The organism is Nocardia sp. CY41, assembly GCF_009829325.1.
Lineage (GTDB): Bacteria > Actinomycetota > Actinomycetes > Mycobacteriales > Mycobacteriaceae > Nocardia.
This window is the reverse complement of sequence record NZ_VUOS01000004.1, coordinates 1-13,246: the sequence shown is the minus strand read 5'-3', so window position 1 is coordinate 13,246 and position 13,246 is coordinate 1. Positions and strand designations below refer to the sequence as shown.

The 13,246-nt window shown below is 66.4% G+C and carries 14 protein-coding genes; all 14 read left to right on the top strand.

Features of this window, described 5'->3' with window-relative positions:
- Nucleotides 1-94 precede the first annotated feature (94 nt).
- The 14 genes from GVY64_RS04870 (at nt 95) to murA (ending at nt 12,706) form a co-directional block, all read left to right on the top strand.
- Nucleotides 95-763, top strand: a complete 669-nt coding sequence (locus GVY64_RS04870; protein WP_159839210.1) for an L-threonylcarbamoyladenylate synthase — start codon at nt 95-97, stop codon at nt 761-763.
- Nucleotides 760-1,917 (top strand): glycosyltransferase family 4 protein, encoded by a 1,158-nt coding sequence (locus GVY64_RS04865; RefSeq protein ID WP_063022915.1) that lies wholly within the window; start codon nt 760-762, stop codon nt 1,915-1,917. The genes GVY64_RS04870 and GVY64_RS04865 overlap by 4 nt, the downstream gene beginning before the upstream one ends.
- 11 nt (nt 1,918-1,928) lie before the next feature.
- On the top strand, nt 1,929-2,384 hold the full coding sequence (locus GVY64_RS04860; RefSeq protein WP_159839208.1) for a hypothetical protein: 456 nt from the start codon (nt 1,929-1,931) through the stop codon (nt 2,382-2,384).
- Between the two features lie 268 nt (nt 2,385-2,652).
- Nucleotides 2,653-3,501: a F0F1 ATP synthase subunit A gene (atpB, locus tag GVY64_RS04855; protein WP_236566627.1), complete on the top strand. Its 849-nt coding sequence runs from the start codon at nt 2,653-2,655 to the stop codon at nt 3,499-3,501.
- A gap of 78 nt (nt 3,502-3,579) precedes the next feature.
- Nucleotides 3,580-3,828, top strand: a complete 249-nt coding sequence (locus GVY64_RS04850) for an ATP synthase F0 subunit C (protein WP_039796339.1) — start codon at nt 3,580-3,582, stop codon at nt 3,826-3,828.
- Nucleotides 3,829-3,833: 5 nt separating this feature from the next.
- Entirely contained in the window at nt 3,834-4,394 is a 561-nt protein-coding gene (locus GVY64_RS04845) for a F0F1 ATP synthase subunit B (protein ID WP_159839206.1), read from the top strand.
- 19 nt (nt 4,395-4,413) lie between these two features.
- A complete protein-coding gene (locus GVY64_RS04840; protein WP_159839204.1) occupies nt 4,414-5,223 on the top strand; it encodes a F0F1 ATP synthase subunit delta in 810 nt (269 codons plus the stop codon).
- 53 nt (nt 5,224-5,276) lie between these two features.
- Nucleotides 5,277-6,914, top strand: coding sequence for a F0F1 ATP synthase subunit alpha (gene atpA / locus GVY64_RS04835; RefSeq protein WP_159839202.1), 1,638 nt, complete (start codon nt 5,277-5,279; stop codon nt 6,912-6,914).
- A gap of 132 nt (nt 6,915-7,046) precedes the next feature.
- Complete coding sequence (locus tag GVY64_RS04830) at nt 7,047-8,018, top strand: F0F1 ATP synthase subunit gamma (RefSeq protein ID WP_063022903.1); 972 nt, start codon at nt 7,047-7,049, stop codon at nt 8,016-8,018.
- Between the two features lie 76 nt (nt 8,019-8,094).
- Nucleotides 8,095-9,543, top strand: a complete 1,449-nt coding sequence (gene atpD, locus GVY64_RS04825) for a F0F1 ATP synthase subunit beta (protein WP_159839200.1) — start codon at nt 8,095-8,097, stop codon at nt 9,541-9,543.
- 6 nt (nt 9,544-9,549) lie between these two features.
- Entirely contained in the window at nt 9,550-9,927 is a 378-nt protein-coding gene (locus GVY64_RS04820; protein WP_159839198.1) for a F0F1 ATP synthase subunit epsilon, read from the top strand.
- Nucleotides 9,928-10,174: 247 nt separating this feature from the next.
- Nucleotides 10,175-10,597 (top strand): DUF2550 domain-containing protein, encoded by a 423-nt coding sequence (locus tag GVY64_RS04815; RefSeq protein WP_195088340.1) that lies wholly within the window; start codon nt 10,175-10,177, stop codon nt 10,595-10,597.
- Nucleotides 10,598-10,648: 51 nt separating this feature from the next.
- Entirely contained in the window at nt 10,649-11,230 is a 582-nt protein-coding gene (locus tag GVY64_RS04810) for a cob(I)yrinic acid a,c-diamide adenosyltransferase (protein ID WP_159839194.1), read from the top strand.
- 216 nt (nt 11,231-11,446) lie between these two features.
- Nucleotides 11,447-12,706 carry a UDP-N-acetylglucosamine 1-carboxyvinyltransferase gene (gene murA, locus GVY64_RS04805; RefSeq protein ID WP_159839192.1) on the top strand — a complete coding sequence of 420 codons (1,260 nt, stop codon included), beginning with the start codon at nt 11,447-11,449 and terminating at the stop codon, nt 12,704-12,706.
- Nucleotides 12,707-13,246: the final 540 nt, after the last annotated feature.

The following is a 13,246-nucleotide window of genomic DNA, read 5'->3' as shown; positions in this document are numbered from 1 at the left end:
GCACCCGACGCAAGACCTGAACGCAACTCTCGTTTCCCCCACTAGTACGGCCTGAGTTCTCGGAGAGGCGGCCCAGCATGCCAGGATGGTTGCCGTGAGTACCGTCTACGACTGCGCGGATCCCGACTCGCGCGCCGCCGGACTGTCCGCAGCCACCAGCGCTCTGAAATCCGGACGGCTGGTCGTGCTGCCCACCGACACCCTGTACGGGCTGGGCGCCGACGCGTTCGATTCGACCGCGGTGAGTGCGCTGCTGGCGGCCAAGCGCCGCGGCCGGGACATGCCGGTGCCGGTGCTCGTCGGTTCCTGGCACACCATCGACGGCCTGGTGTTCTCGGTGCGCCCGCAGGCGCGCGAGCTGATCCAGGCGTTCTGGCCCGGCGGTCTGAGTCTCGTTGTCCAGCAAGCGCCTTCGCTCGCCTGGGATCTCGGTGACACCCGTGGGACGGTGATGCTGCGGATGCCGCTGCACCCGGTCGCCCTCGAATTGTTGCGTGAGGTGGGTCCGCTGGCGGTGTCCAGCGCCAACGTGTCCGGGCAGCCGCCGGCGAAGACCGCGCCCGAGGCCCGCGATCAGCTCGGTGAGCTGGTGAGCGTGTACCTCGACGGCGGCCCGGCCGAGCACGCGGTGGCCTCCACCATCGTCGACCTGACCGCCGACCAGCCGCGCGTCCTGCGCGTGGGCGCGGTGTCCGTCGCCGACATCGCCGAGGTGCTCGGCATGTCGCCGGAAGCGCTCACCGGCGCCGCGCAGCTCGGATGATGGGTTCGAGCGCTGTCGTTCCGCTCCGGGAGCTGCTCGTCGTGCTGCTCATCTCGGCGGTGGTGACCTTCCTGGCCACCGGCGGGGTGCGGGTGCTGGCGATCGGCTTCGGCGCGGTCGCCGTGCCGCGTGACCGGGACGTGCACGTCAAACCGATTCCGCGGATGGGCGGTGTCGGCATGTACATCGGCGTGGTCGCCGCGGTGCTGTTCGCCCATCAACTGCCCGCGCTGCGCAGCGGCTTCGACTACAAACCCAACATTCCGATCGCCGTGCTGGTGGCCGCAACGGTCATCGTGCTGGTCGGGATCGTGGACGATCGCTGGGGGCTCGACGCGCTGACGAAGTTCGCCGGCCAGGTGACGGCGGCCGGGGTGATGGCCGTCATGGGATTGGGCTGGTACGTCATCTACAACCCGTTCAGCAACACCACGGTCGTGCTGGACGGATTGCAGGGCGGACTTGTCACGGTCGCCGTCACCGTCACCTTGGTCAACGCCATGAATTTCGTCGACGGCCTCGACGGCCTCGCGGCGGGACTGGGCTTGATCGCCGCGCTGGCCGTCTTCGTGTTCTGCCTGGGCCTGATGAACGAGCAAGGCGGCTCGGTGGACACCTATCCGCCTGCGTTGCTGGCCGCCGCGCTCGCCGGCGGATGCCTCGGATTCCTGCCGCACAATTTCCAGCCCGCGCGCATATTCATGGGCGACTCGGGCTCGATGCTGATCGGATTGATGCTCGCCGCGGTGTCGACCGGCGCGTCGGGGCGAATTCCGCTGCAGGGTTACGGCCCGCGCGACATCGTCGGTCTGCTTTCCCCGTTGTTGCTGGTCGGCGCGGTGATGTTCATTCCGGTGCTCGACCTGTTGCTCGCCATTGTGCGCCGGGTTCGCGCGGGTGTGAGTTTCTCGACGCCGGACAAGATGCACTTGCATCATCGTCTGCTGCAGATCGGTCATTCCCATCGCCGCGTGGTGTTGCTGATCTATTTGTGGGTCGGTGTGCTCGCCTTCGGCGCGGTCGGCACGTCGCTGATGGATCGCAGGCTGGTCGTCTTGCTGATGGCGGGCGGGCTGGTTTTCGCGTTGGTGATCACCGCCATTCCGGGGCTGCGGCGTGGGGACCCGGCGGGCGACGGATCGGCGTCCGGGTAAAGTCGGCGGCTGTGAGCTTCACACCCCGACCCGTTCCCGGCCCCGACGCGCCGCTGCGCGCCGCGCTGCGCTACGGGCTGATCGGCCTGGGCGTGCTGGTGGTTCTGGCCGTCGCGCTCGGCGCCGCCGTCTCGGGTGTCGCCGGCGTGTGGGGTGCGGTGCTGGGCGCCGCGATCGGCGGCGGCTTCATCCTGACCACCGCCGCCGTCGTGCTGTTCGGCGCGAAACTGCCGCCGAGCACCGCCGGTCTTGTCATGCTGGTCAGCTGGGTGCTCAAGATCCTGGTGGCGCTGATCGTCGTTGCGGTCCTGCAGCGATTCGACTTCTACGACCGGGTCGTGTTGTTCCTGACCGTGGTCGGGGCCTTGATCATCGTGCTCGGCGCGGAGACGTACGGCGTTGTCCGCCAGAAGGTTCCGTACGTGACGACGACGGACTCGGAGCCCGCGTCCGGTACTCGGGAGTAACGAAAACCCCCACCCCCTACACGCTGTCGTAGATGACTTGGTAAAGTATTGGTAAGCAAGCGACCAAGTCGGGGATCAGTGAGGGGTCACCGCCGAGATCCCCTGCATGGGCCGCTATGCTTACTGCCGTGCCGGGCTCCGAGGGGTGTTCCGGTTCTGCATGTCGACGAATGTCGCCGACACACGTACAGACGCCGGGTGGATGCGAACCACCGCACAGCTGCTGACGAACTTCGAGCCGACCTGAGTCGACCCAAATTGATCGTCAATGTCCGATCGAACCGCGGGAATGACCGTACCCGCGGCCCGAACACGGGAGAGAACGCTGAGCGTCACCACTCTGGCGGCCGAGTTCCATGCGCCGTCGCTTACCGACTTCTTCCCTCCAGCTGTGCTGTTCGAGGGAACGCCGTTCGAACTCGATCGATTGATGCTGATCCGCATTCTGATGACGGCCGTTCTCGCCGTCGTGATGGTGCTGGCATTCCGCTCGCCCCGGATCGTTCCGCGCGGCCTGCAGAATGTCGCCGAAATCGGCCTGGTCTTCGTCAAGGAGCAGATCTGTGACGAGGTCCTCGGGAAGGAATCGGGACGGAAGTTCTTCCCGCTGATCGCGACGATCTTCTTCACGGTCCTCTTTCTGAACTTCTCGGGTGTCGTTCCGGGGTTGAACATCTCCTCGAACGCCCGAATCGGCATGCCGCTGGTGCTGGCCGTCATCGCGTACCTGACGTTCAACTACGTCGGTATCCGGAAGTACGGATTCCTCAACTACATGCGCAGCAGCATCGTCGTTCCGAACGTTCCCGCCGCACTGCACGTGCTGCTGATTCCGATCGAGTTCGTCTCCACCTTCATCCTGCGCCCGTTCACGCTGACCGTCCGACTCATGGCGAACATGCTGGCCGGCCACATCATGCTGGTGCTGTTCTTCAGCGCGACCTGGTTCTTCCTGTTCGACGCCGCCGCGTGGATGAAGGTGTTCTCGCCGTTCTCGCTGCTCGCGGGACTCGGTTTCACGCTCTTCGAGCTGTTGGTCATCTTCCTGCAGGCCTACGTGTTTGCGCTGCTGACCGCCGTATACATCGGACTCGCACAGCACGCGGCCGATCACTGACCTGACCGACACAAATACCGGAAACCTGCTACACCACGCCGACCGGCGGGTGAGCAACAGAAAGGGAATGGAAGACTCATGAGCCTCGCTTACCTGGCCCAGGAAGCCGCCACGAACGAGAGCACCTTCAAGGGCCTGGGCGCCGTCGGCTACGGTCTCGCCGCGATCGGCCCCGGCATCGGCGTCGGCATCGTCGTCGGTAAGGCCATCGAGGGCATCGCGCGTCAGCCTGAGCTGCAGGGCACCATCCGGACCAACATGTTCCTCGGTATCGCGTTCACCGAGGCGCTGGCCCTCATCGGTCTCGTCGCCGGCTTCATTTTCTGATTCCGATGTACGAGTCAGTTTTGCTCGCGGCGGCGGAGGGAGAGGAAGTGAATCCTCTCGTCCCCGAAACGTACGACATCGTCTGGTCGATCGTCTGCGTCGTCATCATCGGGATCTTGTTCTACAAGTACGTGATCCCGCGCCTGATGAAGACGCTCGACGAGCGCTCCGAGAAGATCGAAGGCGGCATCGCTCGCGCGGAAGCCGCGCAGGAAGAAGCTCAGCTCACCCTGCAGCAGTACCAGCAGCAACTGGCCGACGCCCGGCTCGAGGCGGCGCGTATCCGTGAGGACGCGCGCACCCAGGGCCAGGAGATCCTCGCCCAGATGCGCTCGGAGGCCCAGGCCGAGGCCGACCGCATCATCGCGGCGGGCCACACCCAGCTGGAAGCCCAGCGCCAGCAGATCCTGACCGAGCTGCGCCACGAAGTCGGCCGCACGGCCGTCGACCTGGCCGAGAAGATCATCGGGCAGTCGGTGTCCGACGAGGCCAAGCAGGCGGCCTCGATCGACCGGTTCCTCGACGAGCTCGACCAGACCGACGCAGGCATCGGGGTCGGAAGGTAACGACGCGAAAGTGAGAAGCATGTACGCAGCGAGCCGCGAGGCCAGTGCCCGGTCTCGGGAGGCGCTTCGGGCCGCTCTGACCGGAAGCGACAGTGCTGCGGCCACGACGGGCTCGGAACTGTTCGCCGTTGTCGCCGTGCTGGACGACCAGCGTTCGCTGCGTGTGGCGCTCGCGGACGTGTCGGTGCCGGGTTCCGCGCGTGCGGAACTCTGTGAGCGGGTCTTCGGCGGCAAGGTCAGCGCTGCCACGCTGGCAGTGCTGACCACCGCGGTGGCCGAGAACTGGTCGCGCACTTCCGATCTGGTGGACACCCTGGTGCTGCTCGGTCAAGAGGCGTTGCTGGAGTCGGCGGCCCAGCGTGGCCGGATCGAGGCGGTCGAGGACGAACTGTTCCGGCTCGGCCGGATCATCGGCGACAACCCCGACTTGGAGCAGGCGCTGTCGGATCGTTCGCAGCAGGCTTCGGCCAAGAGCGAACTGATCCAACGGTTGCTCGCAGGCAAGACGGAGCCCATCACCTCGACCCTCGCGGAGCAGGTGGTGACCAGGCAGCGGTCGGGCATCAGCGCCGCCTTCGACGAGCTGTCCGACCTCGCGGCCGCGCGCCGCGATCAGATCGTCGCGCACGTGCGCGCCGCGATCGGGCTCACCGAGCAGCAGCGCGACCGGCTGGCCGCCTCGCTGCGGCGCATCTACGGCAAGGCGACCACGGTGCACATCCAGGTCGACCCGAGTTTGCTGAGCGGAGTCGTGGTGCGCGTCGGTGACGACGTGATCGACGGCAGCGCCCTCGGCCGACTGGAGAAGATGCGCCGGGCCCTCACCTAGCGCGCTTCCACCACCCCCGACATTCAGACCCAGACAGCGAGAGCAGGAAGAACATGGCGGAGCTGACGATCTCCTCCGACGAGATCCGTAGCGCGATCGAGAGCTACACCAAGAGCTACACCCCCGAGACCTCCATCGAAGAAGTCGGTGTGGTCACCGACACCAGTGACGGCATCGCGCACGTCAGCGGCCTGCCTTCGGCGATGGCCAACGAGCTGCTCGAGTTCCCGGGCGGCGTGCTCGGCGTCGCGCTGAACCTCGAGGACCGCGAGATCGGTGCGGTCATCCTCGGCGAGTTCGCCGAGATCGAGGAGGGCCAGGAGGTCCGCCGGACCGGTGACGTGCTCTCGGTTCCGGTCGGCGACAAGTTCCTCGGCCGCGTGGTGAACCCGCTGGGCCAGCCGATCGACGGCCTCGGCGAGATCGAGTCCGAAGAACAGCGCGTGCTCGAGCTGCAGGCCGCGACCGTGCTGGAGCGCCAGCCGGTCGAGGAGCCGCTGGCCACCGGCATCACCGCGATCGACGCGCTGACCGCCATCGGCCGCGGCCAGCGTCAGCTGATCATCGGCGACCGCAAGACCGGCAAGACCGCGGTCTGCATCGACGCGATCCTGAACCAGAAGGCCAACTGGGAGACCGGCGACCCGACCAAGCAGGTGCGCTGCATCTACGTCGCCATCGGCCAGAAGGGCTCCACCATCGCGGGCGTGAAGGCCGCGCTGGAGCAGCACGGCGCGCTGGAGTACACCACCATCGTCGCCGCCCCGGCCTCCGACTCCGCCGGCTTCAAGTGGCTGGCCCCCTACACCGGTTCGGCCATCGGCCAGCACTGGATGTACCAGGGCAAGCACGTGCTCATCGTGTTCGACGACCTGACCAAGCAGGCCGAGGCCTACCGCGCCATCTCGCTGCTGCTGCGTCGCCCGCCGGGCCGCGAGGCCTACCCCGGTGACGTCTTCTACCTGCACTCCCGGCTGCTGGAGCGTTGCGCGAAGCTGTCCGACGAACTGGGCGCGGGCTCGATGACCGGTCTGCCGATCATCGAGACCAAGGCCAACGACATCTCGGCGTTCATCCCCACCAACGTCATCTCCATCACCGACGGCCAGGTCTTCCTCGAGTCCGACCTGTTCAACAAGGGCGTCCGCCCCGCGATCAACGTCGGTACCTCGGTCTCCCGCGTCGGTGGCGCCGCCCAGACCAAGGGCATGAAGAAGGTGGCCGGTTCGCTGCGCCTGGAGCTGGCGCAGTACCGCGAGCTGGAGGCGTTCTCCGCGTTCGCCTCCGACCTCGACGCGGCCTCGCTGGCCCAGCTCGAGCGCGGCGCCCGCTGGGTGGAGCTGCTCAAGCAGGACCAGTACTCGCCGGTGCCCGTCGAAGACCAGATCATCTCGATCTACCTGGTCGACCGCGGCCACTACGACTTGATTCCGGTCGCCGACATCCGCCGCTTCAACGCCGAACTGCTCGAGGAGCTGCACCGCAGCGCCGCCGACGCGTTCAAGGCGATCGAGGGCGGCAAGGTGCTCGACGGCGAGGCGGCCGAGCAGGTCGAGGCGGCCACCAAGAAGTTCCTCGGGACCTTCCTCACCTCCGACGGCACCCCCGTGGTGAACGAGGCCGAGGCGGGCCAGCTCGACCACGAAGAGGTCGAGTCGCTGTCGGTGACCCGCAAGCACGTCGAGAAGTAACGCGAGCCGGCAAATGCGCTATTCGATCCGCGGTATGCGCGACGGGCACGAAGGAGGACGCGTGCGCGACCTCCTCGTGCCCCGCGGATGCCGCCCATTCCACGCAGCGAATGAAGGGAGTGTGAACCGCTGATGGCAAGCTTGCGTGAATTGCGCTCCCGCATTCGTGGTGTGAATTCGATCAAGAAGATCACCAAGGCCCAAGAGCTGATCGCGACCTCGCGTATCTCCAAGGCCCAGGCCAGGGTCGCGGCCGCGAAGCCGTACGCGGAGGAGATCACCAAGGTCCTCAGCGAGCTGGCGAGCGCGTCGAAGAACCTGTCGCACCCGCTGCTGACCGAGCGCCCCAACCCGCGCCGGGCGGCCGTGCTGGTGATCACCAGTGACAGCGGCATGTGCGGTGGCTACAACTCCAACGTGCTCAAACGCGCCGAAGAGCTGATGACCACCCTGCGTGACGAGGGCAAGGAGCCGGTGCTCTACGTCATGGGCAACAAGGGCCTGACGTACTACGCGTTCCGCAACCGCTCGTACGTGTCGGCCTGGACCGGGTTCTCGCAGCAGCCGAAGTACACCGATGCTTCGTCCGCCTGCCACCACCTGGTCGACGCCTTCATGGCCGGCTCCGACGGAGCGGTCCCCGCTCCGAACGGGACGGGTGACATCGCCGGTGTCGATGAGCTGCACGTCGTGTACACCCGCTTCGTCTCGATGCTGACGCAGACCCCGGAGGTGCGCCGGCTGGCGCCGATCCAGGTGAGCTACGTCGACGAGAACTTCGACCTGGGTGAGGACATCGTGTCGGATTCACCGACCGCGGACGTCCACGCGCAGTACGAATTCGAGCCCGACGCCGATGTGCTGCTGGCGGCGCTGCTGCCGAAGTACGTCAACACGCGCATCTACGCGTCGTTGCTCGAGGCAGCGGCATCCGAGTCAGCGGCTCGGCGCACCGCAATGAAGGCCGCCACCGACAACGCCAACGAGCTCGCGAGCGTGCTCCAGCGCGAGGCCAACTCGGTGCGCCAGGCCCAGATCACGCAGGAAATCAGCGAAATCGTCGGCGGCGTGAACGCGCTGGCGTCGAGCTCGGACCGCGACTAAAGCGCCACGCGGCCTGAGCGACGGGCACGAAGGGCCCCTCGAAGGCCGCACATCGACACGGAGAGAACCAACACCAATGACCGCAGCTGTCACTCAAGACAACACGAGCCGGACCGGCGGCGCCGCAGGCCGCGTCGTCCGGGTCATCGGCCCCGTCGTGGACGTCGAGTTCCCGCGCGGAGCCATCCCCGAGCTGTTCAACGCTCTGCACGCCGAGATCACCCTGACCTCGGTGGCCAAGACCCTGACCCTCGAGGTCGCCCAGCACCTCGGCGACAACATCGTGCGCACCATCTCGATGCAGCCGACCGACGGCCTGGTCCGCGGCGCCACCGTCACCGACACCGGCAAGCCGATCTCGGTGCCGGTCGGTGACATCGTCAAGGGGCACGTCTTCAACGCGCTCGGCGACTGCCTGGACACCCCCGGCCTGGGCCGGGACGGCGAGCAGTGGGGCATCCACCGCAAGCCGCCGTCGTTCGACCAGCTCGAGGGCAAGACCGAGATCCTGGAGACAGGCATCAAGGTCATCGACCTGCTCACCCCGTACGTGAAGGGTGGAAAGATCGGTCTGTTCGGTGGCGCCGGTGTCGGCAAGACCGTTCTGATCCAGGAGATGATCACCCGTATCGCGCGGGAGTTCTCCGGTACCTCCGTGTTCGCCGGCGTCGGCGAGCGCACCCGTGAGGGCACCGACCTGCGCCTGGAGATGGAGGAGATGGGCGTCCTCCCGGACACCGCCCTCGTCTTCGGCCAGATGGATGAGCCGCCGGGCACCCGTATGCGCGTCGCCCTCTCGGCGCTGACCATGGCCGAGTACTTCCGCGACGTGCAGCACCAGGACGTTCTGCTGTTCATCGACAACATCTTCCGGTTCACCCAGGCCGGTTCCGAGGTGTCGACCCTGCTCGGCCGCATGCCCTCCGCCGTCGGTTACCAGCCCACGCTGGCCGACGAGATGGGTGAGCTGCAGGAGCGCATCACCTCGACCCGTGGTCGGTCGATCACCTCGCTGCAGGCCATCTACGTGCCCGCCGACGACTACACCGACCCGGCTCCGGCGACCACCTTCGCCCACCTCGACGCGACGACCGAGCTCTCCCGCCCGATCTCGCAGAAGGGCATCTACCCGGCCGTCGACCCGCTGACCTCGACCTCCCGCATCCTGGAGGCCTCGATCGTCGGCGACCGGCACTTCCGGGTGGCCAACGAGGTCAAGCGGATCCTGCAGAAGTACAAGGAGCTGCAGGACATCATCGCCATCCTCGGTATGGACGAGCTGTCGGAAGAGGACAAGGTCCTCGTCGGCCGCGCCCGTCGTCTGGAGAAGTTCCTCGGCCAGAACTTCATCGTGGCCGAGAAGTTCACCGGCCAGGTGGGTTCGGTCGTGCCGCTCGAGCAGACCATCGACGACTTCGACCGTGTCTGCAAGGGCGAGTTCGACAGCTACCCCGAGCAGGCCTTCAACAGCTGCGGTGGTCTCGACGACGTCGAGAAGGCCGCCAAGAAGATCCTCGGGAAGTAGTCACCGATGGCGGAAATGTCAGTCGATCTCGTCGCGGTCGAACGACTGCTCTGGTCCGGCCAGGCAACGTTCGTCAGCGCGCAGACCACCGAAGGCCAGATCGGCATCATGGCCGGCCACGAGCCGCTGCTGGGCCAGCTGGTCGAGGGCGGCACCGTGACGATCGTGGATACCGACGGTCAGCGCGTCGTCGCCGCGGTGCACGGCGGCTTCTTCTCGGTCACCGCGAACTCGGTTCGGGTGCTGGCCGAGTCGGCGGAATTCGCCGACGAGGTGGACGTCGAGGAGGCCCGCCGGGTGCTGGCCGACTCCGACGCCAGCGAGGAGCAGCAGCGGGCCGCTCAGGCTCGGGTGCGCGCGGTCGAGCAGACCGCGAACGCGTAATCCACAACCTCTCATCGAGAACAACTGCTGTCGGCGGTGAAGCGTTTCTTCACCGCCGACAGCGTCTTTCAGGCGAGTCGGACACGGCCGGGCCATTTGTAAACTCGGGGCCGTGATTGAATGGCCGCACGCGATGTGAGCATCGGGCTCGACGGCGCAAGCCGGAAAGCCTGTACACATCGCCGATCGATTGCCGTGTGCACGACACGGCGGCGGAGCGAAGGGACGTACGGCATTGCAAACCGGGATGGTTCTGCTGATCATTCTGGTGCTCACGCTCGTGTTCCTCGCGCTCGCCTCGACTTATCGCCTGATCATGCTGCGACGTGGCGGAACTGCCGCGCTCCTGCGTGTCCTCCCCGCTCGCGGTGGCCAGGGGTGGCGGCACGGATTGATGCGTTACGACGAGGATCGTCTCGTCTTCTTCAAACTCACCAGCCTGAAGCTCGGCCCGGACTCCACCATTCGGCGTCAGGGCATCGAGATCGGTGATCGCCGCGGCCCGCGCGGCGACGAGTACGACATCATGACCGACGACATCGCCGTGATCGCGGTGTCGGACCGCGCGGGCGACTTCGAATTGGCGCTGGACCGCGACTCCCTGACCGCCTTTCTCTCCTGGGTGGAATCCCGCCCGTCCGACCGCACCCGTCGGATGCCGGGCCTCTAGCACGCACCTGGGCCGACGGCCGGGTCCGGCCGCGCCCGCTAGGGTTGTGCTGTGAGCGTGCATTTGACCCGGATCTACACCCGGACCGGCGATGACGGGACCACGGGATTGAGCGACTTCTACCGGGTCGCGAAGACCGACCCACGCTTGGTCGCCTACGCCGACTGCGACGAGACGAATGCCGCCGTCGGTGTCGCGATCGCGCTCGGCGGGCCGGACGAAACAATGCTCGCCGTGCTGCGGCAGATACAGAACGATCTGTTCGACGCCGGGGCCGACCTCTCGACACCTGTGGTGGCGGAGCCCAAGTATCCGCCCCTGCGAGTCACTCAGCCTTACATCGATCGGCTCGAGGCATGGTGCGACGAGTTCAACGCAGGCCTGCCCGCGCTCGACTCGTTCATCCTCCCCGGCGGTACGCCGCTGGCGGCATTGCTGCACACCGCCCGTACGGTCGCTCGCCGTGCGGAGCGTTCGGCATGGGCGGCGGTCGAAGCGCATCCGGAGGACACCGAAGTCTTGCCGGCCAAGTACCTCAATCGCCTCTCCGACCTGCTGTTCATCCTGGGCCGGGTGGCCAATCCCGGCGGCGATATCCTGTGGAAACCCGGCGGGGAACGGTCGAACGCCTGAACGCCCGGCAGTCCCGGGCGAGTACCGGAGCGATCACGGGGTATGGCAGGCAGGGTGGCGTGGTCACCCTCGTTCACCGCAGAACGCCCATCTCGCGGCACTCGCTCCAACGGCGAATACGTCCGGCGGCGAGGGGAGTCGTGGAGAGGCGGCACCGTAGTGCGCCGCCCCAACTATCCTTGCACCAACAGTGCGCCGAATACGCGGAGAGGCGGCATGGAACGGTTTTTGGTTACCGGCGGAAATCGACTCGTCGGTGAGGTCACGGTGGGGGGCGCCAAGAACAGCGTCCTCAAACTGATGGCCGCTGCGTTGCTCGCCGAGGGCACCACCACGATCACGAACTGCCCGGACATCCTCGACGTGCCGCTGATGGGCGATGTGCTGCGTGGCCTCGGCTGTGACGTGGCCATCGACGGCGGCGTGGTCAGCATCACCACCCCCGCCGAACCGAAGTACCACGCGGACTTCCCCGCGGTGACACAGTTCCGCGCGTCGGTGTGTGTGCTGGGTCCGCTGATGGCGCGGTGCAAGCGCGCCGTCGTCGCGCTGCCCGGCGGTGACGCCATCGGTTCTCGCCCGCTCGATATGCACCAAGCCGGACTGCGCCTGCTCGGTGCGACCAGCGAGATCGAGCACGGCTGTGTGGTGGCCAGGGCCGACGAGCTGCAAGGCGCCCGGATCCGCCTCGACTTCCCCTCGGTCGGCGCGACCGAGAACATCCTCATGGCCGCGGTGCTCGCCGAGGGCGAGACGGTGATCGACAACGCCGCCCGCGAACCCGACATCGTCGACCTGTGCAACATGCTCGTCCGGATGGGCGCGCGGATCAGTGGTGCGGGCACCTCGGTGCTCACCATCCAGGGGGTCGAGCGCCTCGCGCCGACCACGCACCGCGTGATCGGCGATCGCATCGTCGCCGCGACATGGGGCATCGCCGCGGCGATGACCCTCGGGGACATCCGCGTCACCGGCGTGAACCCCAAGCATCTGTCGCTGGTGCTGGACAAGCTGCGGTCGGCCGGCGCGCGCATCTCATTCGAGCAGGACGGCTTCCGAGTGGTCCAGGCCGAGCGCCCGCGCGCGGTGAACTTCTCGACCCTGCCGTTCCCCGGGTTCCCGACCGACCTGCAGCCGATGGCCATCGGGCTCGCGTCCATCGCGGACGGCACGTCGATGATCACCGAGAACATCTTCGAGGCGCGCTTCCGATTCGTGGAAGAGATGATCCGGCTCGGCGCCGACGCACGCACCGACGGGCACCACGCGGTGGTGCGCGGTATTCCGCGGTTGTCGAGCGCTCCGGTGTGGTCGTCGGACATCCGGGCCGGCGCGGGCCTGGTCCTCGCGGGCCTGGTCGCCGATGGCACCACCGAAGTGCACGACGTCTTCCATATCGACCGCGGGTACCCGAATTTCGTCGAGCAGCTGCAGGCGCTGGGTGGCGATGTCACGCGCGTCGGCGTGACGGATTGAGTGCCGCCGCGTTCTCGCCGCGGCGGCACGTAACAAACGTGTTCGCGAAAACGTGTGCTGACCAGGCGATTTGACATGATGCACGCAGACACGTAACTTATTCCAAGTCAGAGCGACACGGACACCGACCCGGGGCCCAGGAGCTCAGCGGAAACGCTGAGTGAGAGGTCAGGGAAACGAGGTAGGACGAGGAGCGCCTGACGATCACACTAGCTCGAACGAGACTCCAGTTTGCAACTGGGTTCAAGGCTGAGCTAAGCTGGAAAAGTTGCTTCACCGGTCAATCGGTTCAAACCGAGCGATGGTGTGTGCGTGTGTTCTTTGAGAACTCAATAGTGTGTCGATGAATGTCAGTGCCAAATATTATTTTGGTTCCGGCTCTTCCGCTCCCCGTGTGGAGGGTCGGACATTTTTTGTCAGCTAATTTTCCGGTTGGCGATTGTTTTGCTAGGTTTTCGGACTCTAGTTTTTGATCTGATTGCATCCTTCGGGGTGTGATTGTGAGTCTTCAACGGAGAGTTTGATCCTGGCTCAGGACGA

Bases quoted from the DNA above. Each gene is read 5' to 3' on its own strand.
- GVY64_RS04865 (WP_063022915.1), top strand. From the start codon at position 760: ATGATGGGTTCGAGCGCTGTCGTTCCGCTCCGGGAGCTGCTCGTCGTG.
- atpB (WP_236566627.1), top strand. From the start codon at position 2,653: ATGTCCGATCGAACCGCGGGAATGACCGTACCCGCGGCCCGAACACGG.
- GVY64_RS04850 (WP_039796339.1), top strand. From the start codon at position 3,580: ATGAGCCTCGCTTACCTGGCCCAGGAAGCCGCCACGAACGAGAGCACC.
- GVY64_RS04845 (WP_159839206.1), top strand. From the start codon at position 3,834: ATGTACGAGTCAGTTTTGCTCGCGGCGGCGGAGGGAGAGGAAGTGAAT.
- GVY64_RS04840 (WP_159839204.1), top strand. From the start codon at position 4,414: ATGTACGCAGCGAGCCGCGAGGCCAGTGCCCGGTCTCGGGAGGCGCTT.
- atpA (WP_159839202.1), top strand. From the start codon at position 5,277: ATGGCGGAGCTGACGATCTCCTCCGACGAGATCCGTAGCGCGATCGAG.
- GVY64_RS04830 (WP_063022903.1), top strand. From the start codon at position 7,047: ATGGCAAGCTTGCGTGAATTGCGCTCCCGCATTCGTGGTGTGAATTCG.
- atpD (WP_159839200.1), top strand. From the start codon at position 8,095: ATGACCGCAGCTGTCACTCAAGACAACACGAGCCGGACCGGCGGCGCC.
- GVY64_RS04820 (WP_159839198.1), top strand. From the start codon at position 9,550: ATGGCGGAAATGTCAGTCGATCTCGTCGCGGTCGAACGACTGCTCTGG.
- GVY64_RS04815 (WP_195088340.1), top strand. From the start codon at position 10,175: ATGGTTCTGCTGATCATTCTGGTGCTCACGCTCGTGTTCCTCGCGCTC.
- murA (WP_159839192.1), top strand. From the start codon at position 11,447: ATGGAACGGTTTTTGGTTACCGGCGGAAATCGACTCGTCGGTGAGGTC.